This is a genomic window from Pseudomonas sp. LBUM1645, assembly GCF_059716185.1.
In genome coordinates this window covers 4,162,387-4,189,257 of the sequence record NZ_CP166811.1, presented here as the reverse complement: position 1 = coordinate 4,189,257, position 26,871 = coordinate 4,162,387, and the positions used below count along the sequence as shown (strand labels likewise).

Annotated in this window: 21 protein-coding genes and 5 pseudogenes; 15 read left to right on the top strand and 11 right to left on the bottom strand. The window is 57.1% G+C overall.

The features are described 5' to 3' along the window. Positions 1 to 8: 8 nt before the first annotated feature. Both ACA079_RS18670 and ACA079_RS18665 read right to left on the bottom strand, forming a co-directional pair. Entirely contained in the window at positions 9 to 701 is a 693-nt protein-coding gene (locus tag ACA079_RS18670; RefSeq protein ID WP_497700432.1) for a fumarylacetoacetate hydrolase family protein, read from the bottom strand. Positions 702 to 799: 98 nt separating this feature from the next. After that, a complete protein-coding gene (locus ACA079_RS18665; RefSeq protein WP_497700431.1) occupies positions 800 to 2,149 on the bottom strand; it encodes an MFS transporter in 1,350 nt (449 codons plus the stop codon). A gap of 586 nt (positions 2,150 to 2,735) precedes the next feature. Here ACA079_RS18665 and ACA079_RS18660 point away from each other — a divergent pair. Beyond that, entirely contained in the window at positions 2,736 to 3,668 is a 933-nt protein-coding gene (locus ACA079_RS18660; RefSeq protein WP_497700430.1) for a helix-turn-helix transcriptional regulator, read from the top strand. A gap of 231 nt (positions 3,669 to 3,899) precedes the next feature. Here ACA079_RS18660 and ACA079_RS18655 read toward each other — a convergent pair whose 3' ends face one another. From ACA079_RS18655 to ACA079_RS18645, 3 genes are all read right to left on the bottom strand, one after another. Continuing rightward, positions 3,900 to 5,315 carry an amino acid permease gene (locus tag ACA079_RS18655; protein WP_497700429.1) on the bottom strand — a complete coding sequence of 472 codons (1,416 nt, stop codon included), beginning with the start codon at positions 5,313 to 5,315 and terminating at the stop codon, positions 3,900 to 3,902. A gap of 175 nt (positions 5,316 to 5,490) precedes the next feature. Further along, the gene (ocd, locus tag ACA079_RS18650; RefSeq protein ID WP_497700428.1) at positions 5,491 to 6,546 is read right to left on the bottom strand and encodes an ornithine cyclodeaminase; all 1,056 of its coding nucleotides are present in this window, start codon (positions 6,544 to 6,546) and stop codon (positions 5,491 to 5,493) included. A gap of 51 nt (positions 6,547 to 6,597) precedes the next feature. After that, positions 6,598 to 7,632: a histone deacetylase family protein gene (locus tag ACA079_RS18645; RefSeq protein ID WP_497700427.1), complete on the bottom strand. Its 1,035-nt coding sequence runs from the start codon at positions 7,630 to 7,632 to the stop codon at positions 6,598 to 6,600. Positions 7,633 to 7,751: 119 nt separating this feature from the next. Here ACA079_RS18645 and ACA079_RS18640 point away from each other — a divergent pair, with 119 nt between their 5' ends. Beyond that, on the top strand, positions 7,752 to 8,252 hold the full coding sequence (locus ACA079_RS18640; RefSeq protein ID WP_497700426.1) for an Lrp/AsnC family transcriptional regulator: 501 nt from the start codon (positions 7,752 to 7,754) through the stop codon (positions 8,250 to 8,252). A 283-nt stretch (positions 8,253 to 8,535) separates the two neighbouring features. On the opposite strand, the pseudogene ACA079_RS18635 reads toward ACA079_RS18640, so the two are convergent. Both ACA079_RS18635 and ACA079_RS18630 read right to left on the bottom strand, forming a co-directional pair. Continuing rightward, positions 8,536 to 8,754 (bottom strand): annotated as a pseudogene (locus tag ACA079_RS18635) (LysR family transcriptional regulator); the annotation flags it as partial. A 344-nt stretch (positions 8,755 to 9,098) separates the two neighbouring features. Beyond that, positions 9,099 to 9,929: an alpha/beta fold hydrolase gene (locus ACA079_RS18630; RefSeq protein ID WP_497700425.1), complete on the bottom strand. Its 831-nt coding sequence runs from the start codon at positions 9,927 to 9,929 to the stop codon at positions 9,099 to 9,101. Between the two features lie 252 nt (positions 9,930 to 10,181). On the opposite strand from ACA079_RS18630, the gene ACA079_RS18625 reads away from it, so the two are divergent. Beyond that, a complete protein-coding gene (locus tag ACA079_RS18625; protein ID WP_497700424.1) occupies positions 10,182 to 10,418 on the top strand; it encodes a hypothetical protein in 237 nt (78 codons plus the stop codon). Here the strand turns inward: ACA079_RS18625 and ACA079_RS18620 are convergent. Continuing rightward, complete coding sequence (locus tag ACA079_RS18620; RefSeq protein WP_497700423.1) at positions 10,415 to 11,353, bottom strand: LysR family transcriptional regulator; 939 nt, start codon at positions 11,351 to 11,353, stop codon at positions 10,415 to 10,417. The genes ACA079_RS18625 and ACA079_RS18620 overlap by 4 nt on opposite strands. A 151-nt stretch (positions 11,354 to 11,504) precedes the next feature. Here ACA079_RS18620 and ACA079_RS18615 point away from each other — a divergent pair, with 151 nt between their 5' ends. Together ACA079_RS18615 and ACA079_RS18610 are read left to right on the top strand one after the other, a co-directional pair. Continuing rightward, positions 11,505 to 12,350: an SDR family NAD(P)-dependent oxidoreductase gene (locus ACA079_RS18615; RefSeq protein ID WP_497700422.1), complete on the top strand. Its 846-nt coding sequence runs from the start codon at positions 11,505 to 11,507 to the stop codon at positions 12,348 to 12,350. A 1-nt stretch (position 12,351) separates the two neighbouring features. Continuing rightward, positions 12,352 to 12,693 (top strand): SMP-30/gluconolactonase/LRE family protein, encoded by a 342-nt coding sequence (locus tag ACA079_RS18610; protein WP_497700421.1) that lies wholly within the window; start codon positions 12,352 to 12,354, stop codon positions 12,691 to 12,693. Between the two features lie 154 nt (positions 12,694 to 12,847). On the opposite strand, the gene ACA079_RS18605 is transcribed toward ACA079_RS18610, so the two are convergent. Further along, positions 12,848 to 13,822 carry a ribose-phosphate diphosphokinase gene (locus tag ACA079_RS18605; protein WP_497700420.1) on the bottom strand — a complete coding sequence of 325 codons (975 nt, stop codon included), beginning with the start codon at positions 13,820 to 13,822 and terminating at the stop codon, positions 12,848 to 12,850. A gap of 688 nt (positions 13,823 to 14,510) precedes the next feature. On the opposite strand from ACA079_RS18605, the pseudogene ACA079_RS18600 reads away from it, so the two are divergent. The 9 genes and pseudogenes from ACA079_RS18600 to ACA079_RS18560 all read left to right on the top strand — a co-directional run. Further along, a pseudogene (locus ACA079_RS18600) lies at positions 14,511 to 15,021 on the top strand (PAS domain-containing protein); the annotation flags it as partial. After that, a pseudogene (locus tag ACA079_RS18595) lies at positions 15,018 to 17,051 on the top strand (PAS domain S-box protein); the annotation flags it as partial. The pseudogenes ACA079_RS18600 and ACA079_RS18595, both read left to right, overlap by 4 nt. Before the next feature lie 72 nt (positions 17,052 to 17,123). Beyond that, complete coding sequence (locus ACA079_RS18590; RefSeq protein ID WP_497704344.1) at positions 17,124 to 17,858, top strand: response regulator; 735 nt, start codon at positions 17,124 to 17,126, stop codon at positions 17,856 to 17,858. Positions 17,859 to 17,870: 12 nt separating this feature from the next. Then, positions 17,871 to 18,248, top strand: coding sequence for a response regulator (locus ACA079_RS18585; RefSeq protein WP_497700419.1), 378 nt, complete (start codon positions 17,871 to 17,873; stop codon positions 18,246 to 18,248). Further along, a pseudogene (locus ACA079_RS18580) lies at positions 18,245 to 20,338 on the top strand (EAL domain-containing response regulator); the annotation flags it as partial. The gene ACA079_RS18585 and the pseudogene ACA079_RS18580, both read left to right, overlap by 4 nt. Then, entirely contained in the window at positions 20,333 to 20,791 is a 459-nt protein-coding gene (locus ACA079_RS18575; RefSeq protein ID WP_497704343.1) for a response regulator, read from the top strand. The pseudogene ACA079_RS18580 and the gene ACA079_RS18575, both read left to right, overlap by 6 nt. 19 nt (positions 20,792 to 20,810) lie before the next feature. Beyond that, positions 20,811 to 20,984, top strand: a pseudogene (locus ACA079_RS18570) (TolC family protein); the annotation flags it as partial. Between the two features lie 245 nt (positions 20,985 to 21,229). Then, a complete protein-coding gene (locus tag ACA079_RS18565; RefSeq protein ID WP_497700418.1) occupies positions 21,230 to 21,691 on the top strand; it encodes an HvfA family oxazolone/thioamide-modified RiPP metallophore in 462 nt (153 codons plus the stop codon). A 366-nt stretch (positions 21,692 to 22,057) separates the two neighbouring features. Beyond that, positions 22,058 to 22,273, top strand: coding sequence for a hypothetical protein (locus ACA079_RS18560; protein WP_497700417.1), 216 nt, complete (start codon positions 22,058 to 22,060; stop codon positions 22,271 to 22,273). A gap of 62 nt (positions 22,274 to 22,335) precedes the next feature. Here the strand turns inward: ACA079_RS18560 and ACA079_RS18555 are convergent, their stop codons facing one another. Further along, a complete protein-coding gene (locus ACA079_RS18555; RefSeq protein ID WP_497700416.1) occupies positions 22,336 to 23,307 on the bottom strand; it encodes a cupin domain-containing protein in 972 nt (323 codons plus the stop codon). Between the two features lie 99 nt (positions 23,308 to 23,406). On the opposite strand from ACA079_RS18555, the gene ACA079_RS18550 reads away from it, so the two are divergent. Beyond that, on the top strand, positions 23,407 to 24,657 hold the full coding sequence (locus tag ACA079_RS18550) for an MFS transporter (protein WP_497700415.1): 1,251 nt from the start codon (positions 23,407 to 23,409) through the stop codon (positions 24,655 to 24,657). A 62-nt stretch (positions 24,658 to 24,719) separates the two neighbouring features. Here the strand turns inward: ACA079_RS18550 and proP are convergent, their stop codons facing one another. Continuing rightward, on the bottom strand, positions 24,720 to 26,222 hold the full coding sequence (proP, locus tag ACA079_RS18545) for a glycine betaine/L-proline transporter ProP (RefSeq protein WP_497700414.1): 1,503 nt from the start codon (positions 26,220 to 26,222) through the stop codon (positions 24,720 to 24,722). Positions 26,223 to 26,871 lie beyond the last annotated feature (649 nt).

The following is a 26,871-nucleotide window of genomic DNA, read 5'->3' as shown; positions in this document are numbered from 1 at the left end:
TGTCGGGTTCAAGGTCGCTGACCGACGCGCATTTCCAGTTGGCCGATGCCGTCGATCCCGGCGTTAATGATGTCGCCCGGTTGCAGCACATCGACGCCTGCCGGGCTGCCGGTCATGATCAAGTCACCGGCCCGGAGCGCTACCGATTGCGAGATGCGGCTGATGATTTCACTGACTGACCAGATCTGACTGTCGAGGCTGTCGCGCTGGCGCTCTTCGCCGTTGACGTTCAGCCACAAATCGCCATCCGGGTGTCCGGCGCGAGTCACTGGCACGATGGCGGTCATCGGCGCGGCGCCGTCGAACACCTTGGCGCCTTCCCACGGCAAACCATTGCTTTTGGCCGCGCGCTGGACATCACGACGGGTCAGGTCAAGACCGACGGCATAGCCCCAGACATAGGCCAGCGCCTGACTCTCCGGAATATTGGCGCCGCCTTCACCGATGGCCACGACCAATTCGATTTCGTGGACAAACTCTTCGGTCAACGGCGGGAAAGTCACTTCACCCGCCGCATCCACCACGTTGCTCGCCGGTTTCATGAAGAACACTGGCGGCTGGCGGGACTGGCCTTCGGTGTCTGGCCAAGGGTAGTTGCGGCCGACGCAAAATACCCGGCCGACGGGAAAGCGCTGCTGACTGCCGGCAACCGGCAAGGTCACGGGCAGATCCGGGGTAAACACATATTCGGTCATCGTCATTTTTGTAGTCGTCCTGTTAGAAGCGTCAGCGTACGGCGGCAATCTTTTGCGAAGTTGGACGAATGCCGCTTCGTGTTGGAGAAAAACGGTTTCTTGGCTCAGCGCGCCTTGAGTTCGATGCGGTACAAGCGACCGAGCAGCAACGAATAGGACAAGGTGCCCATCAGCGCCACGCCCCCAATGAACCAGAAGGCGTAGGCAAACGAGCCTGTCGCGTGGACGATGCCGCCAATCACAATCGGGGTGACAATCCCGCCAATGTTGGCGGCCAGGCTGGTGACCCCGCCGGTCAGTCCGATCAATTCCTTGGGCGCGACTTCCGACACCGCCGCCCACGACGACGAGGCGATTCCCTGGGCGAAGAAGGCTATGGTCAGTACGGCGATGCAGATCACGTTCGAATCGGTGAAATTCACCAGCACAATCGACATGCCCAGCATCGATCCGACTACCAATGGCAACTTGCGAGCGAAGGACATTGAGTAACCACGGCGTATCAGCAAGTCAGAAACGATGCCAGCGAGCAAAATGCCGACCGTTGCGCCCACGAACGGCAGCACAGCGAAGATTCCGGCCTTGATCATGGTCAGCTTGCGCTCTTCGATCAGGTACGTCGGGAACCAGGTCAGGAAGAAGTACAGCGCCGAGGTGCTGGCGAACTTGCCAATGCAAATCGCCCAGATCTGCCGATAGCTGAACAGCTCGGCGATCTGCCGCCAGTTGAACCGGGTGCGTTCCTGACTGCTCTTGACCAGGCCACCCCCGGCTTCGATGTACTTCAATTCTTCCTGGCTGACGTTCTTGCAGCTCAGCGGATCGCGGTACAAGTAGAGCCAGATCACACCGAACACAATGCCGAGTATCCCGGTGCTGTAGAAAACATGCCGCCAGTCATAGGTTGTGGCCAGCCATAACAGCGCGCCGGTAAACAGTGCCGTGCCCAGATATTGGCCGCACACGTAAATGCTGCTGGCCAAGCCTCGTTCCCGGGCCGGGAACCACACGGTGACCGCGCGGCTGTTGGCTGGAAACGCTGGTGCTTCCATGGCACCGACGGCCAGGCGCAGCCCGAACAGCGAAGCGAATCCTGTGGCAAAGCCTTGGCACACGGTGACCGTCGACCAACTAATCAGCGACACCCCGTAAGTGAACCGGGAACCGAAGCGATCGGCGATGAACCCGGCGGGGACCAAGGCGAGTGCGTAGGTCCACGCAAACGCGGAAAAAATAAGCCCCATTTCGATCTTGTCCAGGCCCAGATCCTTGGCCATGAACGGTGCGGCAATCGAGATGTTCACGCGGTCGATGTAGTTGATGATGGTCGCAATCAGCAGCAACGACAGCATGAACCAGCGCCGACGCGTCGGCAGTCGCTGAGGCAGCAGGGCGTCCCGGGCGCCGGCGCTCACCGACGGCGCGATGGACGGGGAGGTTTGCGAGTTCGACATGAGAAGACCTTTTTATTGTTAGAAGAATCGAGATGTTCGCGCGCAGCCGAAGCCGATGCCCCCAGTGTCGGGGCAGAGCAATCGCTACTTGAATGAGAGGCGCGGACAGCCGCTGTCAGGCGCTCAGATACGCCTTCGGACTGGCTCGATCGGGGGAGGGTTGGCGAGGGGGAAAAACAGGTTCATCACGTGCGCACCTTTTGATTGTTTTTGGAAGGGTCGGGCTGCATTGGTTGTCACAGTGGTCGTACAACTTCTCAAAATCAACGGAGGCGTTAGATCGTTTTTTCTTCTGGAAAAGGCGATTAATGCAGGTGTCCAAGAAAAACCAAATCAGCTCATTTCCTTCGTTATGCTTCATATGTTTAATAACTTATTGTTTTTAAATGATTAAATATTTACGTGTGCTCGTAGCTTTTTTGGACAGACGACACATCACACACGGATACAATTAATTCTCTGAATTTCGTTGTCATCCTATGACGTGTTGAAGCCAGCGATGTCTGCCTTCACAATCACCGCAGTCGCCGCTTGCATCCCGGCGCGACGACAACCTGTCCATGTACCAGTCGAGGAATCCCAGGCGATGTCGTCACCCGATCGAGTGCCCACTTACGTCATGCAGCAACGCAGCGAATTGACGGACTTTTACATCCGCGACAAAAAGGGCCGGCGCGCCGAAACCAGCCCGCATCGCCATGAGTATTTCCAGATCCAGGTCAACCTCGGTGGCGATACCGTGCAGCACATCGGCAACGTCGAACGTGCGTTTCCGCGCAATACGCTGGCCTTCATCCTGCCGCATCGCGTGCACGTGATTCCGCATCCGGCCGACAGTAATTTCATGGTGATCAATTTTTCCCAGACCTTCCTGCTGCCGCATTTGCAGTGCGACCCGATGGATCTGGAGGAAGTCTCGATTCTCCTGGCCCCGGAGTTATCGCCGTTCCGCTTTCAGGAGCATCTGGATTTCATTCTGGCCGATGAAGATTTCAGCAAAGTCTGTGCCCTGATCGAACAGATGCGCGTGCTCGATGAAAACCGTCAGTTCGGCACCCGCGAGATGCTCAAGGGGTTGTTGCTGCAACTGGTGGGGAGCGTTTGTGCCTTGTATGCCGAGCCGCTGAAACGGTTGGCCGAAGAGAACGCCGCTGAAGTCAGCCGACGCGACGCACTGAGCAGGATGTCCGAATACTTGCGCAAGAACATCGCCGACCCCGACCTCAACCTGATCAAGGTGGCTGCTGCGACTTACTTGTCACCGACGTATCTGACGCACTGGTTGCGCAAGGAAATCGGCAAGACCTTCACTGAGTTGGTGCTCGAGCGCAGGATGCACGCGGCGCGCAATTATCTGCTCAATGGAACGCGGCCGGTGGGGGAGGTGGCGAGATTGTGCGGTTTCGCTGACGAGGCTTATTTTTCGCGACGCTTTCGCCAGATACATGGCCAGCCACCTGGGCAATTCAGACGTCAGCAACTCAATCCTGATACGCCGCAATCGCCGTCCAGCACGTGATCGACAGTTGTAGGTGATGTGGCGGTAGATACGAGGTCGATCTGGGCGCACCGGATTGAAGATGGGGTGATCGGCAGTGGGACGCAACGCAGCGCGCTGCACTGAGCGAGTTGGCCGTCAGTAAAATCTGACGGCCTTCGCTTGCCGCTCTTCAACCTGCAGCCGCCCCACAAACGCCACGTTGCTCAAGCGCGTTTCACTGCATCGGCACCTGGAGGCGGCAGGTGTACATCAGCTGTACTGATTTGCCGAACCAGCAGCGGATTTCAGCTTCCTGGAATGGGTCAGCTGATAAGCAATTGCCAACCAAATGAACCACCCTGGCATGACCAGCAAGGCAACACGAGTGTCAGGTCTTAATGCCAGCAGGCAGAGAACAAACCCCAGGAACGCCAGGGAGAACCAGGCCATCGGCACGCCGCCAGGCATCTTGTAGGTCGATTGCGCATGCAGGTCGGGTCGGCTTTTGCGATAGGCAATGTACGACGCGAGGATGGTCGACCAAGTGAAAATTACCAGGATCGCCGAAACGGTAGAGACGATGGTGAACGCTGTCATGACCTCCGGAACGATGAACAGCAGCAGTACACCCACCAGCATCAACAGTGTGGTAAACGCCAGGCTTAGCAGAGGCACGCTATTACCCGACAAACGCCGGAAAATCCCAGGCGCATTGTCGTGACTGGCCAGTCCAAACAGCATGCGACTGGATGAAAATACGCCACTGTTGGCCGATGAGGCGGCAGACGTCAGCACCACAAAGTTGACGATACCTGCTGCTGCGGGAAACCCTGCAACCAGAAACAGTTCTACGAAGGGGCTCTTGTTGGGCGAAACCTGTTGCCAGGAAGTCACTGCAATAATGCAGGCCAGTGCCAGCACATAAAACAGGATGATTCTCAGCGGAATCGAGTTGATGGCTTTAGGCAGGGTCTTCTCAGGGGAACGGGTTTCGGCGGCTGCAGTACCGATCAGCTCAGTGCCGGCAAAGGAGAAGATTGCCATCTGGAATCCGGCAAAGAAACCAAACAGGCCGTTGGGGAAGGCTGCCTGTTTATCCAGCAGGTGGTTCAGGGATGCAGTAACGCCACTAGGTGATACAAAGGAGCTGGCAATCATCACCATGCTGACGCCAATCAGGGTGACGACGGCAATGATCTTGATGATCGCGAACCAGAACTCCACTTCACCGAAAAGTCTGACTGTCAGCACGTTTAGGGCAAACAGCGTCATCAGCATACCGATGGCCGGGATCCAGGCGGGTACATCGGGGAACCAGTACTGAAAGAATCCGCCGACCACGACGGCATCGCCCACCACCGCGACGCTCCAGCTCAGCCAGTACGACCAGCCGAGGAAGAATGCCGCTCGCGGGCCGAGGTAGGCACCGGCAAAATCCGCGAAGGTTTTGAAGTTCAAGTTGGAGAGCAACAGTTCGCCCATGGCGCGCATGACGAAGTAGACGAACATCCCGATGATCATATAAATGAGGATGATCGACGTGCCTGAGAGAGCAATGATCTTCCCGGAACCCATGAACAGGCCTGTACCGATCGCGCCTCCCATGGCCATTAACTGAATGTGACGATTGCTGAGCGTGCGCTGCAGCGCGGGCTGTTCAACCCGCTCGAATGGAGTCGATTTCATTACAAAACCTCTTGATTTTATGTTTTTGAGTTTTGGCAGAAAGTGGGTGTCTGGCGTTCTTGTTAGAGATGCAACGGCTACTGACGGTGGTGGTTTGGGGGTGGCAGGGTTTCTCGCCCACTCACACGGTGTGTGCCCCCTTGGCACTTTGCTCAGGAGGCATCACCTATGGCTATCAGCTGACTGTGCGCAGGCGCGAGGAGACGATTGCTGGCTGCTGATCAAGCAGTTGGTAGAGATTTTTTATGTTGGCAGGCGTCGGCACCAGATGAATGCGCTCACCGATGGCATGCTCTCGCGCCAGGTCGTGCACGTAGCGCAGTGACGAAAAGTCTTCCAGGGCAAAACCCACCGAATCGAAAACGGTGACCTGTGCGTCGTTCTCGCGGCCCGGGACTTCGCCCTGAACAATCCGGAAAAACTCGACGACGGGAGAGTCCGCCTCCAGTTGTTGAATATCGCCTTCAATTCGGGTTTGAGGCTCGAACTCAACGATGACTCGTGCATTGCGCAGAATGTCGGCGTGCAGTTCGGTTTTCCCCGGGCAGTCACCGCCGACGGCATTGATATGCATGCCGGGCTCAATCATCTCGGGCGTCAGAATCGTCGCATAGGCTTTGTCTGCGGTAACGGTGGTGACGATGTGCGCGCCCTTGACCGCTTCCTGTACCGAGTTGGCCAGAATCACCTCAATATCCGGGAATGCGGACAGGTTGTGCTTCAACTTGAGTGAAGCGTCGCGGTCGATATCGAAAATGCGTAGTTCCTTGATGGACAGCATTTCGTGGAAGGCGAGGGCCTGAAATTCGCTCTGAGCACCATTGCCGATGATTGCCATGATGCTTGCACCGGGGCGCGCCAGAGACTGTGCGACCAAGGCAGAGGTCGCGGCAGTGCGCACGGCGGTGGTCAGCGTCAGTTCACTGAGCAAGGTTGGATAGCCACTGTGGACATCGGCCAGGACACCGAAGGCCATGACCGTCAGCAAATTCCTTTGACCGTTGTCCGGGTGGCCATTCACGTATTTGAACGAGTACTGTTGGCCATCGTCGGTCGGCATCAACTCGATCACACCGGCGGCCGAATGATTGGCGGTGCGGGGCGACTTATCAAACTGCGCCCAGCGTGAATAGTCAGCTTCGATGTAAGTCGCCATTTCGCGAATTGCCCGGCGGATTCCCACCTTGGCGAACAGGCGTGCGGCATGATCGACGTCTATAAAAAGAGTCATGTTTTTATTCTCCGATTCAATAGTTGAAGCGCTGCGATTCAGGGGGATGACTCAGGCGCGTTTGCTCTCGTAGCCATGCAGCACGTTGACTGCATTGATCCCGATTTCATCGACCATGTAGCCGCCTTCCATCACAAACAGGGTGGGGCAGCCCACGCCCGCTATCAGCTCGCCGATGCCGACGAAGTCTTCGCTTTCCAGCAAGAAGTGGCTGATGGGGTCGTCCTTGAACGTGTCGACGCCCAGTGAAATAACCAGCACTTCAGGGGCAAATTGCTGGAGTTTCTTGCAGGCGTGGAGCAAGGCGTTGCGGTAGCTTTCCCAAGTGGTGTTCTTCGCCAGCGGATAGTTCAGGTTGTAACCTTCGCCGTGGCCCGCGCCGACTTCGTGGCTGTAGCCTGAGTAGTACGGATAGGACACCGTCGGTTCGCCGTGCAGCGAGACAAACATGACGTCACTGCGCCCGTAGAAAATGTTCTGGGTACCGTTGCCATGATGAAAGTCGACATCCAGTACCGCGACACGTTTGGCGCCTTGGGTAATGGCCTGCTGTGCGGCAATGGCTGCGTTGTTCAGATAGCAATAGCCGCCCATGTATTCACGCGCGGCGTGATGGCCGGGCGGACGGCATAGGGCAAAGGCACTGTCGTGGCCTTCATCGATCAGCGCCAGTCCGGTCAGCGCGATATCGGCACTGGTTTTTACTGCTTGCCATGTGGTGGCGGTAATCGGGGACCCGGCATCCATGGCGTAGTAACCAAGCTTGCCGTCGATGAAAGTCGGCACTTGCTCGTTGGCCAGATCGCGCACTGGCCATACCAGCGGCAAGGCATCGTGGGTGCGTCCGGTTGCACTCCATTCAGACCAGGCGGATTCCAGAAAGGCTACATAGCGCTCGCTGTGTGCGTTGACATAGCACGCCCTGTCAAATACTCGCGGTTCGATGACCTGGCCAAGCCCTACCTGTTTGACCCGATGATGGACGGTATCGGCCCGGCTGGGCTGTTCGAAGGACGGCTTGAGCACGCCGTCTTTCAATTCGGTGCCGTGGTGCAAACGGTGGGAATCACTGAAAACTGTAAACATTGTGCGCATCCGTTGATGTGAGCCAGTGCAAATATTCTGTTCCGGCTGGGAGGCGCTTTCTTTGCTTTGTTTTCGTGGTTTGCTAGATTATTCGGGAGTTTTTACTCAGGAATGGCGTAATGCAGAAAAAATCATCCAAACGCATCAGTCTCGACGACACCGACCTGGCGATTCTCGCGTTGCTGCAGGAGGACGCGAGTATTTCCAACGCCGAGCTCAGTGAGCGGCTGTCGTTAAGCCTTACGCCTTGCTGGCGGCGGCGTAAGAGAATGGAGGAGGCGGGCGTGATAAAGGGCTACCAGGCCAACCTTGATCGACGAATGCTGGGGCTGGATATCATGGCGTTCGTGCACATCCGTTTTTCCACCCACGCCGATCACGCTCCGGACGCCTTCGAGGCGGTGATTGCGCAATTGCCCGAAGTGTTGTCCTGTCACAAGATCACCGGGGATGCCGATTACGTGCTGCAAGTGTTGGCAGAGGATCTTGATAGCTACAGTGACTTTATCGAGCAGGTACTCAGGCGTCAGGTGGGTATTGCATCTATCCAGTCCAGTTTGTCGTTACGCGAGGTCAAGACCAGTAGCCGTATAGCGATACCCAAATCCAGCAGGGACTGAAAGGGCAGGGGTTAAATCATCTTTTCAAGGTCGCGCTATCGTCTGTCCTGGACTTTTTAAACGTATAGATGCGCCGTAAAAACTCACCGCTTTGCCGCGCAGACAATGACCACGGATCCGCCAGTTTCGCCTCGCCACAGGCGCGCGCCGGGGTATGTCCTTTTGGAACCCAGACGGCTCCACTGGCTGATTGTCGAATAACACCTCGGTGGCCTCGCTGATCACCGCGCCCGGTTTGGAGCCGGGCGAGCAGCGCTGGTTAAGCCTGGATTCTGGGTAATGTTCAATTTGAGGTAAACGGCAGCCGTTCTTTGAACCAGGTCACTGCCTGCATTTTGAACGCCTCGGCAGGTGGCGTTAACGGGTAGCGCTGGTCATAGGCCAATACAATGCGCTGAGCGGGTAGCTCTTCGCGTATGGGGCGACAGACCAGGGGTTGACCATCGTAGCTATGGTCGCCGAAGGGTCTGGTATAGGTCAGCGCCACGCCGAATCCCCGTGAGCTAGAGGCGCAGCCCTGAACGAGTTGTCGCAAGACAGCCCCAAGACCGCCCGGTCCACGAAAGCTGAGCGGTTTTGGGTTTCTAAATCGGATGGTTTGAAGGTTATCGGAAACCCGATTGCTGCCCGTCACCACAGGTAGCTTTGGGTCGCCAACAGTCGGTTGTAAATTAACCGGTTTGTGGGGGGAAGGGGCGGCGTCGGGGGCGGATTTCCTGGTGATATTCCATGCCGGCAAACTTTTGTCGCTCCGAGGCTATCAACCCTTCCTTGTGGTTATGTGAGAAGTGGTGAGGTCTTATCGACGCCGCGACGGCGATCAGACCGCCGTCACGACGTTAGTGCTCAACCGCGAATGAACGCCAACAAATCGGCGTTGATCTGATCCGCGTTGGTGGTTGGCATACCGTGAGGAAAGCCCGGGTACGTCTTGAGAGTGGAATGCTTCAATAGTTTGGCCGAAAGCGGCGCAGAGTCGGCAAACGGCACAATCTGATCATCCTCTCCATGCATGACCAGTGTTGGCACCTGAATCGCCTTCAGATCTTCGGTGAAGTCGGTCTCGGAAAACGCTTTGATGCAGTCGTAATGAGCTTTTGCACCGCCCATCATCCCTTGACGCCACCAGTTGTCGATTACGCCTTGTGAAACCTTGGCCCCGGGTCGATTGAAACCGTAGAACGGCCCCGACGGCACGTCCATGTAAAACTGCGCGCGGCTGGCGACCAGTGCCGAACGGAACCCGTCGAACACTTCCAGAGGTAAACCGCCGGGGTTCTTCTCTGACTTAACCATGATGGGGGGGACCGCACTGATCAGTACGGCCTTGGCAACGCGTCCTGGTTTGGCTCGAGCGGCGTAGCGCGCTACTTCACCACCACCGGTCGAATGGCCGACATGGATCGCACCTTTAAGGTCGAGCGCATCGGTCAGCTCGATGACATCAGCGGTATAGGTGTCCATTTCGTTGCCTACCCAGGTTTGGGTCGACCGACCGTGACCGCGGCGGTCGTGCGCGATCACCCGATAGCCTTTGAGCAAGAAAAACATCATCTGGTTGTCCCAGTCGTCCGCGCTCAATGGCCAGCCGTGGTGGAACACGATGGGCGTCGCGTCTTTCGGACCCCAATCCTTGAAGAAAATCTCGGTGCCGTCTTTGGTTGTAATGGAGTTCATGGCGTGCATCTCCTGTGATCTGGTTTGTGTTGGGTTGCAGAGTGCTTATCAGCGGCCTGCGTCAACTCGGAAAAGCTGGAAAGCGGTACCAACAAACTTGCGGCCACTACTGCTGAACTTGTCAATATGGCCCGACGCTGGAGATCTATCTCCCGATTGGAGTCTTTCATTGGCGGTCTCTCGATCATATGTTGTAGCTCAGGGAGATTCGTACCTCCACCCGTCCTCTACATCCCGTGCGAGCGGGCTGCCTTGGCTTGGACGGAGGCGCAAACCACAAACCTGGCATACGAGCAGTTTTTACGCGGACAAACCCAGGCGTTGCTGCAAGAGCCGGGCAATGCGGTTTTCCAGATCATCGATCGCACTAATCTGCGTCGAGAGCTTGAGCAGCCCGCGGGTTATTTCAACTCTCAACTCAAGCGCAACAATCTTGAAACGGCGCTCTCGCTGGGAGCCTGGCTCAAGGACTACAACCTCGCGCTCTAGCGGACCTGTTCGGCCAGGGCACCTTCGACATGAGGCTCTGCGCTGAAGTCGAGCATGGAAATAAAGCTGTCCATCAGCGGTGATTCGTTATGGGTATTCCAGCTCATGTACAGCCCGATGGCGGGGTTGGGCGACTCTGTCACCGGGAAGATTCTGCGAAACAGGACCTTGTCGCGCATGATCGAGTTGGCGATGGATTCGGGCACCAGGGCCACGCCGAAACCGCAGGCCACCAGGCCGATCAGGGTGTGGATCTGCGCGGCTTCCTGCACCACTTTCGGGTAAAAACCGGCGGCTTCGCACAAGGCAATGAGCTGGCTGTGATAACCGGTGCCCAGGGCTTCGGGTGTGAACACGAAGTCTTCACCGGCGAAATCCCTCAGGTCGATTTGCCCGGTCTGCGCCTTTGGATGATGCGTGGGGAGCGCCATGACGATCTCTTCGTCGAGCAACAAGCGCGATTCGATGTTGTCCGCCGAAATGGGCAGTTTGCGCATGAAGGCGATATCTGCGTCTCCGGACAAAATCGCCTTGGCCTGGCTGGAAGATGGCATTTCCTTGATGATCAGCTGGACCTTGGGAAAGGTTTCGCGAAACTGCCTGAGGGTGTTGAGCAACGACTCGTAGTAAGCAATGGACACCGCGGTGACCGTGAGTTTGCCGGCGATGCCTTCGGACACTTGGCGGGCGTGTTCCACCCCCAGTTCCAGTTCCTTGAGTGTGCTGTAGGCCGCGTCCAGAAAGGCACTGCCGGCAGGTGTCAGTTTTACCCCGCGCTTGTTACGCGTGAACAGGCTGAAACCCAATTTGTCTTCCAGGCGATTGATGGCCTGACTCAGTGGCGGCTGGGCCATGTGCAGGCGAATCGCGGCTTTGTGAAAATGCAATTCTTCAGCCACGGCGATGAACTGCCTGAGCAGTCGGGTTTCGATCATTCTTCCGTTCCTTCATTTGAATTGATCAGTGCTGCGAGCTTGCTCCAGACATTGATTTGATATGAGCCAGGTATCAACTTCGCCCCTCATTAGTATTAAACAAGCCACTTGTTCATTGTTAAGGTGAGGTGGCAATCAAGAGGGGAAATCAATGAACTTTACAGGAAAGACTGCGATTGTAACGGGCGCTGGCCGAGGCCTGGGTTTCATCTACGCAAGGGAATTGGCAAGGCTGGGCGCCAATGTCGTGATCAGTGATATCGGCGCGGACAATATCGGCGATGGTGCGGATACGTCCATTGCCCTCGATGCTGCACGAACGCTTCAGTCCGAGGGTTACAGCGTTGTCGGTCACCACGGCGACCTGGCTGAAGAGCACGGTTGTCGGCAATTGATCGAGACGGCCATCGAGGCCTACGGCCAACTCGATATCGTGATTCACAACGCCGGTTGGGTCGGTTATCAATCGATTGAAGAGGCCGAGTTGTCATTTATCGAGCGCGCGGTGGATATCAATATCTATACGCCCATCTGGTTGTGCAAGCATGCCTGGAAATACCTCCGGCAATCTGCGGCTGCGCGCGTGGTGCTGACCTCTTCGGATCGGGCGATGTATCAACAATATGCTCAGTCAGGCCTGGTGGCTTATGCGGCCGGCAAGATGGCGCAACTGGGCATCATGAACGCGCTGAGCATGGAAGGCGCGACCGATGGCATCCTGGTCAATGCGGTTTCGCCCGTCGCCAAAACCAGAATGTGGGGCGTGACCGGGGAACCGGACAATCTGAAGCCGCAGTGGGTGGCTCCCGGTGTGATTTTCCTGGCGTCGGAGCTGTGTCAGGACACCGGTTACATTCTGCGAGCCAGTAATGGCCAATTCACCGCTACACGGTTTTCCGAGAATGAGGGCGTCGACTATCCCGTCGACCTGGCCCGGGTCAAGGCATCCAGCGCCGAGCAAATTGCTCAATTGTGGGACCACATCAAGGAGTGTTGATATGCCTGCTCAGGAAGAGCTGCGTCTTTTTTCATCGTGTCAGTCTGATCTGGGCGAAAGCCCGGTTTGGGACGAAACCTGCAACGCTCTGTTGTTCGTGGATATTTCAGGAGGGCAGATCAACGTCCTGGACGAACAGGGCAACCTTACGCGTCTTTACGAGTCGCCATCACGGATCGGCGCGTTGGCGCTGACCAATGCCGGTAACCTGATTTTTACCCAGAATGCCGGCGTCGCCATTCTCAATCGCACCAGCCTGCGTGTCAGCCATAACTCGAAACTGGCCATTACGAAGCAACGCCATATGAGATCGGATCGACCGCACGCAACCGGAGTTTTATGATGAGCTGAGCTGGCTTTATAGCTGGAACGTTGCGCAGTGATTGAACACCCGTGTTGTCAATCTGCATCCGCTGGCACCCTAATGGGTACATTTTCCAGCAAATCAGTTTGGGTGGTGGCAGACCATCAGTCTGCGTTCAGAGGGGCTGGGTCAGTCACTCTGAAACCCATGCTCCATTTTCAGCCAATAGCGTGGCAACCAGGGCCGTGCTGTCGAGGACGTGCAAGCGTTGCGTCACCTGGTCGGGTGGCAGGCGAAACGGTGGCACGCTGTCACAGATGACGATCCGTTCAAACAGCGTGCTGTCGAGCAGATCGCTGCCACCGGTGAACAAGCCATGGGTGGCTGCTGCGAGCAAGCGGACGGCGCCGGCCCTCTGGCAGGCGCGGCCAGCACGCATCAGCGTATTACCGGTGCTGATCAGGTCGTCAAAAATGATGGCGGTCTTGCCCAGGACTTCGCCCACCAGCAGTGTGCCAGTGAGCGTGGCTTGCTCTCGGTGCTTTTCCATCAGCGCACCGCCGACCGGGCGACCCAGTCGCCGCTCCAGGGCCTGGCGAAATTGTTCGGCGCGCTTGGCACCTCCGGTGTCGGGGGAAACCGCAACCACCTCGGTGTCACCGACCAGCCCGGCGAAATACTCGGCGAACAATTCCGTGCACTGCAAGTTCCATGTGGGAATGCGAAAGGCGTTGTCGAACGCCGACGGGTTGTGGACCTCCAGTGCAACCAGACGATCTACGCCACACGCTTCGAGCATGGCCGCCAGGTAACGAGTGATTGTTGGATCCTGATGCTGGGTGCGGCGATCCTTGCGCCCGTAGCAGAGGTAGGGAGTCACCACTTGGACCTGGTGAGCACCGGCATCCTTGAGTGCGCCACAGAAGAAGAGCAAGCGGCACAGTTTATCGTTCGCGCTCTGTCGGTCATCTCCATACAGAGCATGAAACACTACCACCTCGCGGCCGTTGACCGACTCCAGCGGTCGGCATTTATGTTCGCCATCCTCATAGTCGCGTTCTTCGTGGAGCGCCAGTTGACAGCCGAGCCGTTGCGCCACGCGGGCAGCGTAGTGCTCACTGCCTTGCAGAGCGAACAGAAGAGGGCGCCTCGCATGTGTGGTCGGCATAGAAGTCTCCTGACGGTGACTGATTGTTTAACCATAGCGCATTGAAGCGATCAATCGTGCAGAGCGTCCGTCAGTAAACGGGTATACAGGCCGGTGCTCGACCATTTGATATTCATGGGATCAATGGAGATCCCGAAGGCTGCGTCGGTGCATCGGGTTTTCGTTCTGGAAATGACAGAGAGGGTTTCTTCGTCTATAAGAGTAATATCGTTATTTGACATTGTTATAAAAATGCCACGTTAGAGAGTGCGCAGAGGGGCGAATAATTTAATATTGACGCCAATAAATAAATGTTGTTTGTGGCGCTTTGTTGTGTTGAATGTGCTTCCTGACAATGGTATGAAGTAATTGCAAGTAAAGATTTCTGAATGAGCTCGAATGAATCGTTATTTAGCTGATATTCCTCTTTTGTTTAGGTTTATATAAACGCAGCTTCTACGCTGTTTTATATTTCAGCAGCGCACAGTGCCAATTTTTAATCGCTAAGCAGCGCTTGCATGCTTCTGACGATTGATGAACCAGCACAATATTGCCTCTGGTACTTAATTTACTTCTCTCACTTTTGTCGTCGGCCTGTTCTTGTTTCAGTGCTGGTCGGCGTCGATCTGTGAGCCTGTTCTGCAGCTGCGGTGCATACATTCGTGTAAGCGCTACTGACTGATATGTAATCATTCGCATGGACGCAATAATGCATACGACCGGTTTTGGTAGCGGTATTAATGAACGGCTTGATGGCAACATTGAATTCAGGCGCCAGGAAAACTTGCTGAAGGCGGGCGCCTTGCAGGACGCCATTTTCAACAGTGCCTATTTCTCCAGTATCGCCACAGATGAAAAAGGCGTGATTCGGATCTTCAATGTCGGTGCCGAGCGCATGTTGGGCTATACGGCACTTGATGTGTTTAACCGGATCACGCCGGCTGACATTTCGGATCCGCAAGAAATGATCGCACGGGCCGCAGCGCTGAGCCTGGAACTGGATACACCGATTACGCCGGGTTTTGAGGCCTTGGTATTCAAAGCATCTCGCGGGATCGAAGACATCTATGAGCTGACCTATATCCGCAAGGATGGCAGCCGCTTCCCGGCGGTTGTGTCCGTCACGGCGCTGCGCGACGATCACAATTCCATCATCGGCTATCTGTTGATCGGCACTGACAACACTGCGCGCAAACAAGCGGAAGAGGCGCTGCTCAAGGCCGGCGCCCTGCAAAGCGCGATCTTCAACAGCGCCAATTTTTCGAGCATTGCCACGGACGCCAAGGGGGTGATCCAGATTTTCAACGTCGGTGCCGAACGCATGCTGGGCTACACGGCTGCCGAAGTGATGAACAAGATCACACCAGCCGACATTTCCGATCCACAAGAGGTGATCGCGCGCGCTAAAGCGCTCAGCGTGGAGCTCGATACTCCCATTACTCCAGGCTTTGAGGCCCTGGTGTTCAAGGCCTCGCGCGGAATCGAGGATATCTACGAGCTAACCTACTTTCGCAAGGATGGCAGCCGCTTTCCCGCCGTCGTGTCCGTCACGGCGTTACGCGACGATCAAAACGCAATCATCGGCTATTTGCTGATCGGCACTGACAACACTGCGCGCAAGCGTGCGGAAGAAGCACTGCTCAAGGCGGGCGCCCTACAGAACGCAATCTTCAACAGCGCCAATTTTTCGAGCATCGCCACGGACGCCAATGGGGTGATCCAGATTTTCAATGTCGGCGCCGAACGCATGCTGGGCTACTCCGCCGCCGAAGTGATGAACAAGATCACACCGGCCGATATTTCCGATCCACAGGAGGTGATCGCACGCGCCCAGGCCCTGAGCCTGGAACTGGATACGCCCATTACACCGGGCTTTGAGGCGCTGGTGTTCAAGGCCTCGCGCGGCATTGAAGACATTTACGAGCTGACTTATGTCCGCAAGGATGGCAGCCGGTTCCCCGCCATCGTATCGGTCACTGCGCTGCGGGATGCGTGCGATGACATCATCGGTTATTTGTTGATCGGCACTGACAACACCGCACGCAAGCAGGTCGAGGCCGCTCAGGCGCTGCTCGACCAGCGCTTGCGCGACCAGCAGTTCTACACTCGCTCCCTGATCGAATCGAACATCGACGCGCTGATGATGACTGACCCGCAGGGCATCATTTCGGACGTGAACCAACAAATGATGACGCTCACCGGGCGCACTCGCGACGAACTGATCGGCGCCCCCTGCAAGAACTTCTTTACCGATCCGATACGGGCCGACGCCGCGATCAAACGCGTACTGACTGAAAACAAGGTGAGGGACTACGAACTGACCGTACGTGCCCAGAATGGGGACGAAACGGTGGTGTCCTATAACGCCGCGACCTTCCACGACCGCGACCGGACACTGCGAGGCGTATTTGCGTCGGCGCGGGATGTCACAGAGCGCAAACGCTTCGAACACACACTGGAAGACAAAAATATCGAGCTTGAACGCGCCAGCCGCATGAAGTCGGAATTTCTGGCCACCATGTCGCACGAATTGCGTACGCCGCTCAACGCGATCATCGGCTTTTCCGAAGCGCTCAAAGATGGCTTGATGGGCCAGACCACGGAGCTCCAACACGAATACATCGACGATATTTTTACCAGCGGCCAGCACCTGCTCTCCCTGATCAACGATATTCTGGATCTGTCGAAGGTCGAGGCCGGCATGATGGCGCTTGAGCTGGAAGAGGTCGACTTGAACAGTCTGCTGTCCAACAGCCTGACGATCGTACGGGAGAAGGCAGCGGCCCAGCATATCGCGCTTGAACTCCAGATCGAGGAACACTTGGGCGTGCCCCAATTGGACGTGCGCAAGACCAAGCAGATCGTCTACAACCTGCTGAGCAATGCAGTCAAATTCAGCGCCAACGGCGGTCCTGTGATCTTGCGTGCGCGACGGGTATCACGCAGTGCGGTTGGCACACTGGCAGGTACTTGGCCCGTGCACAGTTTTCCGTTGGCCGACAACGAATATAACGACTTCCTGGAGATCAGTGTCAGCGACAGCGGCATCGGAATTTCTCAGGACAATATGGCGAAACTATTCCAGGCGTTCAGCCAGATCGACAGCAGTCTCGCACGCAAATTCGAGGGCACCGGTCTCGGTCTGGCGATGGTCAGGCAACTGGCCGAACTGCACGGAGGGGCGGTGGCGGTGGCCAGTCTTGAGGGAGAAGGTTCGCGCTTCGCTGTCTGGTTGCCGCTGCGCGCGCCGGTACAAGGAACGCGTGCTGCGCTGCGCAGCACCGGTCCCGAAGCCTCGATAAGCGCCGGCCTGAACGAACGTATGGCACTGGTTGTCGAGGACGACGACCAGGCCGCCGATCTGACGCGCCTGTTGCTTGAAGCCGAGGGATTTACTGTCTTGCGTGCTGCCAGCGCCGAGACCGCGCTGCTGATGGCGCCGCAGCAAACGCTCAGTTTGATCACACTCGATATTCGTTTGCCTGGCATCGACGGTTGGGAGTTTCTCCAGCATATACGCGAAAACAGCGCGTTGGCCCGGGTTCCGGTGGTCATCGTCGCCGACACCAATCTGGCACTGGCCGATGGCGCCGCTGCTGTCTTGCAAAAGCCCCTCAGCCGCGCCCAGCTGAAAGCCTCGCTGGCCAGCCTGGGCCTGCAGCCGGCGCCCGAGCACACCCGCACGATACTGGTAGTGGACGACGATCCCAAGGCTGTGGAGGTGATTGCCGGGTTCTTGCCGGCGCCGGCCTATGTGGTAGTGCGCGCGTATAGCGGTGCCGAAGCCATGATGCTGGCCCAACGCTTTCGCCCGGACTTGATCTTGCTCGATTTGATAATGCCGGGCATGAACGGTTTTGATGTGGTGGAAGCACTGCGGCTCAATGCTGATACGGCGCGCATCCCGATCGTGGTCGTGACGGCCAGGCAAGTTTCGGAACAGGACCGGGATGTGCTCGGCAGGCATTCGGATCAGCTTGTCCATATCGTCGAGAAAGCCGGGTTCAACCAGGTACGATTCATTTCCGAAGTCAGGCGTGCGTTGCTGCCACGCTAGGGAGGGCGTTACATGGCCAAGGTATTAGTCATAGAAGACAATGCAGCGAACATGAAACTGGCATCCCTGTTGTTACGCAACGCCGGCCATACGGTGTTGTGTGCCCTTGATGCCGAGACCGGGTTGACGACGGCACGCGTCGATATGCCCGATCTGATCCTGATGGACATCCAGCTACCAGGCATGGACGGGTTAGCGGCGACGGCCCTGTTGAAACGGGATCCTGTCACGGCAGCCATCCCTGTCATTGCGCTGACCGCGATGGCAATGAAGGAAGATGAGGAGAAGAGCAAGGTAGCCGGATGTGACGCCTATATTGCGAAACCATTGCGCTACCAGAATTTGTACGCGGCGATTGATGCGCTGTTGGTCAAAGGGGCGTTCTCATGAGTGTTCCTGCCGTTTCTCCTTCCATCCTCATTGTCGATGATGAAGCACAAAATCGCAGGTTGCTGTCGGTACTGTTGAGCCCCGAAGGTTATCTCACATCAACCGCAGCCAGTGGTGAAGAGGCGCTGGCATCGATTTCAAAGTGTGCACCGGACCTGATTTTGCTCGACATCATGATGCCGGGCCTGGATGGTTGCCAGGTCGCCAGCATTCTGAAATCCAACCCGGCCACTTCGAATATTCCGATCATCATAGTGACTGCCCTTGTAGAGCGCAGTGCTCGGCTGGCCTGCCTCAACGCGGGGGCTGAAGACTTTTTGACGAAACCTGTCGACCGCGCCGAACTCTGGCTAAGGGTGCGTAATCTGTTGCGTTTGAAAGCATTTGGCGATCTCCAGAACCATAGCTCCAACCTGGAGCAATTGGTGCTGGCGCGCACTGTTGACTTACGGCGCTTCCGGACTGCGATGGATGCCACCGCCGACGCAATCCTGCTGGTCAACCGCAGCACGATGCGCTATGTCGAAGTCAATGCGACAGCTTGCGATATGTTCGGTTACACGCGGGAAGAAATGCTCATGATTGGGCCGACGGAGTTGGATGTAGCCGTGCCGGAACAATTGGAGAGTCTGTACGATGGCATCATCGAAGGCCTCGCCAGCAAGGAGTTGACCCAAACTCTTTTGCGGCGCAAAGACGGCTCTTATGTACAGGTAGAAGTGCATCGCCAGGCCCTGCTCTCCGGTACGGACTGGATCATTGTCGCCGTGGTGCGTGACATTACCGAGCGCAAGGAAGCGGAGAAACGTCTTCATCATCAAGCGCATCACGATGCGCTCACTGGCCTGCCGAATCGCACGCTGTTCTATGAGACGCTGAAGAAAACCCTGGCAATGGCGGGTGAAAGTGGATGGGTGGTCGCCGTCCTGTTCATCGATCTGGATCACTTCAAGAATGTGAACGACACGCTAGGCCACGCAATCGGCGATGAATTGCTGATCCAGTTCAGTGATCGGCTGGTTCAGTGCGTGCGCATCCGCGACATCATCGGGCGCCTGGGCGGCGACGAGTTTGCTCTGATTTTGGTGATGCAGCAGGGGCAGCAAGGCGCCGCGCTGGTCGCCAGCAAGATCCGCGAGGTGCTGCGCGCACCCTTCGAATTACAGGGCCACGAGGTAAACGTGACTGCCAGTATCGGCATCACGATCCATCCCGAAGACGCCTCGGACCCCGATACCCTGATCAAGTATGCAGATACGGCGATGTACCGGGCCAAGCAGGCTGGACGCGACACTTATCGTTTCTTTACGGCTCAGATGAATGCCGATGTGCAGGCCCGACTCCACCTGGAAACGGCCTTGCGCAGGGCCGTTGAAAATGAAGAGTTTGTTTTGTACTACCAACCCAAAGTGCGACTCGACAGTGGTCGCATATCCGGTCTTGAGGCGCTGCTGCGTTGGCAACGACCAGGACATGGGATGGTGCCGCCGAATGAATTTATCCCGCTATTGGAGGAGACCGGATTAATCGTGCGTGTGGGCAGTTGGGTCATTGCCTCGGTCTGCAAGCAAATCGGGTTATGGCTACCTTCACCAATCGGCGCGGTACAAATATCGGTGAATGTGTCCGGACGTCAATTCGTTGAAGGTGACCTGGACGCAGACGTTATCAGAGGGCTCGAAGCCAACGGTATCCCGGCCGAGCTGCTGGAGCTGGAGCTGACAGAGACGTCGCTGATGGCGAACACCGAACGTACGATTGGCACGTTACGCAATCTGAAGCATCGAGGTGTGCAGATTTCCATCGATGATTTCGGGACTGGCTATTCCAGCCTGGCTTATCTACAACGTTTCCCGATCGACAAACTGAAAATCGACATCGCCTTCATCCGCGACGTGACGACCAACCCCGACGATGCGGCCATTGTGCTGGCTATTATCCAAATGGCCCATAGCCTGAAGCTCGATGTGGTCGCCGAAGGTGTCGAGACGGCTGCACAAATGATGTATTTGCGACGCCACCATTGCGACTATATCCAGGGTTTCTATTTCAGCCCGCCGCTGCCAGTGACGCAAGTGGAGAAAATGCTACGTGACGAACAGCACTTGTTGCTGCCTGCTGGCGCGCGTACTCAGCACAAGACCCTGCTGTTGGTAGACGATGAGCCCCACGTGCTGGCTCCCTTGCAACACTTGCTGCGCCAGGATGGCTACCGTATTTTGGCTGCGCAGTCGGCCGCCGAGGGGTTTGAATTGCTGGCACTTAACGAGGTGCAGATCATCCTGTGCAATCAGCGCTTACCGATCAAGAACGGTAACAGCGGGGTGTTCCTCGACAGAGTCAAGGAACTGTATCCCGATACCTTCCGGATATTGTCTGGAGACACCTATCGGGAATCAATCATGGAGGCAATGAATCGTGGTGAGATTTATCGCGTCTATACCAAACCGTGGGACAACGTACTGTTACGCAACAATGTGCGCGAAGCATTCCGCGGTTATTGCTTGCTGCATAATGTTTGCACTGATGAGCTGGATGGATGAGTCGCACCAATCCCGAGTAAAGGAAGGCACGGTGGATTATCTGGTGTTGCTGGATGCACAGCGTGAACGGCTTAACGCCGAGGACGCTCAGGCACAGGGTGAAATTGATCAGTACCGGGGAATTGTCGCGATCTATAAAGCGTTAGGGGGCGGGTGGGATAGTGGGGGCAACAAGGTCGTGGCCGCCAAATGATGCCGAGGTCGGGGTTGCTGGCCGCCACGATGAAACGAGCGGGGCATGTGTATCGCTGTGTATCCGGACCCGCTTTAAGGATGCTGGTGTACAAATGCCCCTCGAACCGGATACATCCGGGATACACGGATGCAGTCAAATAGCCTGGCCTTAGCGAGAAAGCAAACGCACCTCACACCACGGCTTTCGCCTTTTTGGCATGACTCTAAGCGGCCTCACCGCACACAGTATCCGGAGTAATAACCATGTCCCGTCTCTCGAACAAATCCCGTATTGGCCTGATCGCTGTTTCACTGGTTGGCTGCATGAACCTCGCTTCGTCCGCCTTCGCTGCTGACGCACTGCCTCAAGGCTACCAACTCGCCGCGGCGGAAAAGACCAGTGAAGGCAAGTGTGGCGAAGGCAAGTGCGGCGCCAGCGAAACCGGCGCCAAGGTCACCAAGGCCGGTGAAGGCAAGTGCGGTGAAGGCAAATGCGGCGATGCTTCCTTCGCCCGTACCGACACCGACGACGACGGCCGCGTTTCCTTGAAAGAATTGCTGACCGTGGCCCCGCAGGGCGCTGAAGAGTTCAAGGCGATGGACACCAACAACGACGGTTTCCTCTCCGAAGGCGAAGTCTACAAATTCCGCACCAACCAGTTCACCTCCAACGGCAAGAAAGTGCCGACCGAGCTGTTCACCAAAATGAGCAAAGCGCAGGGCTGATAGTGGGTGCCGCGAACTACTACGACACCGGTGTGGCGAGATAGGGTTTTCTCTATCTCGCCAGCGCTGGCGTTTATTAATTACGCCTGCTCCGGGATTTGTTCTACAAACCGGTCAATCAACCACTGCGCAGCGGCCTGTTGCAGATCGTCGCATTCGGTGCCGGTCGTTTCGCCCTCGACGCTCGCCGCCGCTGATCCGCCAGGTTGCTCATCTCAAGAAATCAGAATCTGGAACCGATGGTTTCGGACTTTCAAGCAGTAATTCAGCCGGTGCCGGTGGCGCAAAACCGGCTCTTTGCAACTGAAATACTGGCGAAACATTCGGGCCGTATGATCCGCATCACGGAAACCCAAGGTGTTAGAGATGAATCGGCCATCAAGAAACCTGCGGAAACTGCTCGACTCGGTCGCCTCCAACAATGAGGTCGCAGCATTGGATGTTATGCGCGCAACTGAGCAGCTCGAAGATGATGTGCTGCGCCAGCGGTTGCTAAATCTGATTCACAGGCTCAATCAGGACGCCAATGATTTGCGATTGGCGCGCGACGACGTCCAGAGCGTCTCCATCAAACTCGCGTGACCGGCCGCTGGCGGGCCCAACGCAGCGCTTGACCGTCGCCCCTCGCGCCACATCTTCGTACTTCAGGAGGCAATGGAACGAGCCATTTGCCGGCTGGCGCCGGGTGGCTGGCCGGTGATGCGCTTGAAGGCACGACTGAAGGCCGCCTGTGAGGTGTAGCCCAGGCGCTGCGCGACGGTCTCGATAGGCAGTCGCTCGAGGCTCAGCCATTGACTGGCGAGGCGCATCCGCAGTTCCGTCACGTAGCGCAGCGGGGGGATGCCGATAGTGGCCTGGAAGCGTTCCGCGAAGACCGAGCGAGAGGTATTACATTGCGCCGCCAGTTCCGCCACGGTCCAGTCACGCGCCGGCTCTCGGTGCAAGGCCAGGAGCGCGCCGGCCAGCCTGGGGTCGCGTAACGCGGCCACCAGGCCAGAGGCGTTGCCGCAGGCGCATTCAACCCAACCGCGCACGATCATCGCCGCCACTACGTCGGCGAGACGAGCGAGGATGCCTGCGAAGCCGACGCGTGCGGAGCGAACTTCACGCTCCATGGAAGCGAGAATCGGCATAAGCCCAGGGTAACGCTGCCCTCTGGCATCAATCAGCATCAGATCTGGCATCAACCCGCCGAGGCCTTGCATGCTTCCGAGTTCGAACTCCATGCAGCCGCTAAAGATAATGGTGCTGGGGCTGACATCGACACCGGGGGAAGCATCCACGGCGCAGACCGCGTCGCCGAGAGGGGCCGCGTCGAAGCTGCCGATGTCCTGGGCGGGGACGTCCAGGCTTGAGAGAAGCTGATGGGCTTCACCCTGGGCGATGAACACGGCGTTGCCGGCCGACAACTCGTACAAAGTGCCGTCTTCCGCACGCAGGACGGCGGTGCCGACGGCGAGGAAGTGGAAGTAGGCGTGTCCTGGTTTGGCAGCGAAGCCCAGCCCGAAAGAGGGCCCGGCCTGGATGCGACGGTACTCGACGCCCCGCAGGCGCATGCCGCGCAACAGTTCGTTGATGAGATCGGACGATAAGGCGAACTGATCTAGAGATGTCATTTCGGGGTTTCGGTCAAAAACTAAAGACTTTGCATCATAGAACATCCGGGCCTGCGTCCATAGACTTCTGGTTGAGATAAATTCCAGAGGTATTTAGTGATGAGTAATGGGGTGTGTGACGTTGTAGCTGATGCGCGCTTTGGCAACGAGGCTGATGTAGAGCCAGCGACGCCGGCCTGGATGGCGGTATTTTCGCTGGCGATGGGCGTGTTTGGATTGTTGACGGCGGAGTACCTTCCGGCCAGCTTGCTGACGCCGATGGCCGTTGAACTGGGGGTGTCGGAAGCCTTGGCAGGGCAGGCGGTGACCGTGACGGCGGTGGTGGCGCTGTTCTCCGGGTTACTGGTGCCAGGCTTGACGCGAGGGATCGACCGGCGAGTGGTATTGCTGTGCTTTTCCACGCTGATGATTGCCTCCAACCTGCTGGTGGCTTTCTCTTCCAGCCTGATGGTGCTGCTGATCATGCGGATTTTGCTTGGCATCGCACTGGGCGGCTTCTGGAGCATGGCGGCGGCAGTGGCGATGCGCCTGGTGCCGGCGGCGATGCTGCCGCGGGCTCTGTCGATTATTTTCAGCGGTATTGCCGTGGGCACTGTGGTGGCGGTGCCGCTCGGCAGTTATTTGGGCGGGCTGTATGGCTGGCGCAGTGCTTTTGTGGCGGCCGCCGCCGTCGGGGTGATAACGCTGGTTTTCCAGCTGTTCACGCTGCCGCCTCTGGCGCCGCGCAGGACGGCGCGGTTGAGAACGGTGCTTGAAGTGCTGCTGCGTCCGGGCATTGCCGTGGGCATGCTGGGTTGCGTGTTGGTGCACACAGGGCACTTCGCGTTGTTCACCTACATCCGGCCGTTTCTGGAAAGCACAACCGGCGTGGGGGCTGAAGGATTGGCGCTGATGCTGCTGGGTTTCGGCGCGGCTAACTTCGTCGGCACGCTGCTGGCCGGCTGGCTACTTGAACGCAGTCCGCGCGGGACGATGGTACTGATGCCAGCGCTGGTCGGCGTTGCAGCATTAGCCCTGGTGTTGCTGCCTGCTTCTGTGCCGTGTCAGGCGTTGTTGTTGGCACTCTGGGGCATGGCTTTCGGCGGTGTGCCAGTGGCGTGGTCAAACTGGGTAGCCCGGGCGGCGCCAGATCAGGCGGAAAGCGCGGGAGGAATGGTCGTGGCCTCGGTGCAGTCGGCGATCGCTGCGGGTGCCGCTGCCGGGGGCGCTATGTTCAGTTTCAGTGGCATCGCCGGCGTATTTGTCGCCGCCGGCATCCTGATGCTGCTCGCAGCGCTGCTGATCGGGATGCGGGTCAAGGTCGAAGCGCCAGGGCACGGCGCAGGGGGTAGTCCGGTTCCGCAGCTTTAAGATGTGCAGTCGCTTGTTCGGGTTCAGCGAATAGCTGCTTTTTGGGCCGATAGTGCACCCCTTTATTCGATTCGCGGATGCTGCCGTACGAGATGCTCACGTTTAGCTTTCAGCTCAGCGATTTCTGCGTCGATGTCCTCGATCTTCTGCTCGATATTGTCGTGATGTTCCTCCAACAGTTCTTGCGCTTCCTCAATGTCGGAAGCCGCCGGCGCTGCACCACGCAGCGGTTTGTTTGCTGTTTCTTTCATCGTCACGCCGGTAATCAGACCCACTACGGCAATCACCATCAGGTAGTAGGCCGGCATGTACAGATTTTGCGTGCTTTCCACCAGCCAGGCCACGGCGGCAGGGGTCAGACCCGCTATCAACACCGAGACGTTGAAGGCGCTGGCCAGGGCGCTGTAGCGGATGTGAGTGGGAAACATCGCCGGAAGGGTGGAAGCCATCACGCCGATGAAAAAGTTGAGCAGCACCGCCAGCATCAGCAAACCGGAAAAGATCAGGCCGATCTTGCCACTGTTGATCAGCATGAAGGCCGGGATGGCGAGGAAGAATAGACCGACGCTACCGCAGATAATGAAGGGGCGGCGCCCAATCTTGTCGCTGATGAGCCCGATCACCGGCTGGACGAATAACATGCCGACCATGATCGCGATGATGATCAACACGCCGTGATTTTCGCTGTAGTGCAAGTTGTGTGTCAGGTAGCTCGGCATGTAGGTGAGCAGCATGTAGTAGGTAACGTTGGTAGCTACCACTACGCCGATGCAGGTCATCAGACTGCGCCAGTGCTGGGTGGCCACCTCCTTGAAAGACACTTTCGGGCCTCTGGCAAGGCCTTCGCGATCCCCCTGTTCCAGTTGCTCGACATGCTGCTGGAACGCCGGTGTTTCTTCCAGCGCGTGACGCAGGTAGAGCCCGATCATGCCTAGGGGCAGGGCGAGGAAGAAGGGCAGGCGCCAGCCCCATGCCTCAAACTGCTCTTCGCCCAGAATGGTGGAAATCAGCACGACCAGGCCTGCGCCGAAGACGAAGCCGGCGATCGAACCGAAGTCCAGCCAACTGCCAAGGAAACCGCGCTTGCGATCCGGGGCATATTCGGCGACGAAGATCGAGGCGCCGGTGTATTCACCACCCACTGAAAAACCTTGGGCCATTTTAGCGAGCAGCAGGAGGACCGGCGCCCAGATGCCAATCGAGGCATACGACGGAATCAGTCCGATGGCGAAGGTGCTGAGCGACATGATGACGATGGTGGCCGCGAGGACTTTCTGCCGGCCGTACTTATCGCCCAACGTACCGAAAAACAAACCGCCCAGAGGCCTGATCAGGAAGGGAACCGAGAAGGTGGCCAACGCGGCAATCATCTGCACACCGGGATCAGCGCCGGGGAAAAATACCTTGCCGAGAACATAGGCGACAAAACCATAGACGCCGAAATCAAACCACTCCATCGCGTTGCCGAGTGCAGCGGCCGTGATCGCCTTGCGCATTTTCGCGTCGTCGACAATGGTGATGTCTTCCAATCCGATCGGATTGACGGCTTTCTCACGTGATTTCATGCGAGCCACTCTGTAACTGATCTGTCCTGATGCAAACCGCTGAGCTCCGGTGTGGCGCAGGCCAGACGAGTTTGCCTTTACCGATGCCATCTTTTTGATAGCACGGCTTCTTTCTGATCAGATACACGAGGACACGAAAAAATTCACATTTCGCCGTTATTTTTTGCTACTGGCAACAGCTGTCAACGCGTCTGGTCGAAACGATGCCCCATATGCCGACGCGGGCACCCGAGCCTCGGAAACAGATGAGGATCGCTTGCTGAAGTGACCTATCGTGTAGGTATCTCAGCGAGGAAATGAAGATGATTTCGAGATTCGTTGTTGTCCCTGCAGTCCCCACGGAAACTGGCTCTTCACGTAATGGAATACGCGTTTACTGCAAAACAGAGCCTATAGGTTTTAACATTTATGACAACGAGAAAAAGCTGCGTTCGCAGGCTACCTTTCTGACACGTGAAGAGGCTGAGGCTGAATGCCAGTGGCTTAACTTGAGACCGCTGCAAAGGACTCCCTCACATCGGGACACCTTCTAAATTCACGGTATTGTTCCTCGTTTGCAGGTTTAGAGCCGTCTTTGCTGATGAGGAGCCTAAGAACTCAGGTACCTCTGCGGATCCACGCTTCTGTCCACAACATCTGCTTCCAACTG

Excerpts from the sequence above, each read along its gene's own strand:
- ACA079_RS18670 (WP_497700432.1), bottom strand. The coding sequence starts at position 701 with ATGACGATGACCGAATATGTGTTTACCCCGGATCTGCCCGTGACCTTG.
- ACA079_RS18665 (WP_497700431.1), bottom strand. The coding sequence starts at position 2,149 with ATGTCGAACTCGCAAACCTCCCCGTCCATCGCGCCGTCGGTGAGCGCC.
- ACA079_RS18660 (WP_497700430.1), top strand. The coding sequence starts at position 2,736 with ATGTCGTCACCCGATCGAGTGCCCACTTACGTCATGCAGCAACGCAGC.
- ACA079_RS18655 (WP_497700429.1), bottom strand. The coding sequence starts at position 5,315 with ATGAAATCGACTCCATTCGAGCGGGTTGAACAGCCCGCGCTGCAGCGC.
- ocd (WP_497700428.1), bottom strand. The coding sequence starts at position 6,546 with ATGACTCTTTTTATAGACGTCGATCATGCCGCACGCCTGTTCGCCAAG.
- ACA079_RS18645 (WP_497700427.1), bottom strand. The coding sequence starts at position 7,632 with ATGTTTACAGTTTTCAGTGATTCCCACCGTTTGCACCACGGCACCGAA.
- ACA079_RS18640 (WP_497700426.1), top strand. The coding sequence starts at position 7,752 with ATGCAGAAAAAATCATCCAAACGCATCAGTCTCGACGACACCGACCTG.
- ACA079_RS18630 (WP_497700425.1), bottom strand. The coding sequence starts at position 9,929 with ATGAACTCCATTACAACCAAAGACGGCACCGAGATTTTCTTCAAGGAT.
- ACA079_RS18620 (WP_497700423.1), bottom strand. The coding sequence starts at position 11,353 with ATGATCGAAACCCGACTGCTCAGGCAGTTCATCGCCGTGGCTGAAGAA.
- ACA079_RS18615 (WP_497700422.1), top strand. The coding sequence starts at position 11,505 with ATGAACTTTACAGGAAAGACTGCGATTGTAACGGGCGCTGGCCGAGGC.
- ACA079_RS18610 (WP_497700421.1), top strand. The coding sequence starts at position 12,352 with ATGCCTGCTCAGGAAGAGCTGCGTCTTTTTTCATCGTGTCAGTCTGAT.
- ACA079_RS18605 (WP_497700420.1), bottom strand. The coding sequence starts at position 13,822 with ATGCCGACCACACATGCGAGGCGCCCTCTTCTGTTCGCTCTGCAAGGC.
- ACA079_RS18590 (WP_497704344.1), top strand. The coding sequence starts at position 17,124 with ATGGCACTGGTTGTCGAGGACGACGACCAGGCCGCCGATCTGACGCGC.
- ACA079_RS18585 (WP_497700419.1), top strand. The coding sequence starts at position 17,871 with ATGGCCAAGGTATTAGTCATAGAAGACAATGCAGCGAACATGAAACTG.
- ACA079_RS18575 (WP_497704343.1), top strand. The coding sequence starts at position 20,333 with ATGCTACGTGACGAACAGCACTTGTTGCTGCCTGCTGGCGCGCGTACT.
- ACA079_RS18565 (WP_497700418.1), top strand. The coding sequence starts at position 21,230 with ATGTCCCGTCTCTCGAACAAATCCCGTATTGGCCTGATCGCTGTTTCA.
- ACA079_RS18560 (WP_497700417.1), top strand. The coding sequence starts at position 22,058 with ATGAATCGGCCATCAAGAAACCTGCGGAAACTGCTCGACTCGGTCGCC.
- ACA079_RS18555 (WP_497700416.1), bottom strand. The coding sequence starts at position 23,307 with ATGACATCTCTAGATCAGTTCGCCTTATCGTCCGATCTCATCAACGAA.
- ACA079_RS18550 (WP_497700415.1), top strand. The coding sequence starts at position 23,407 with ATGAGTAATGGGGTGTGTGACGTTGTAGCTGATGCGCGCTTTGGCAAC.
- proP (WP_497700414.1), bottom strand. The coding sequence starts at position 26,222 with ATGAAATCACGTGAGAAAGCCGTCAATCCGATCGGATTGGAAGACATC.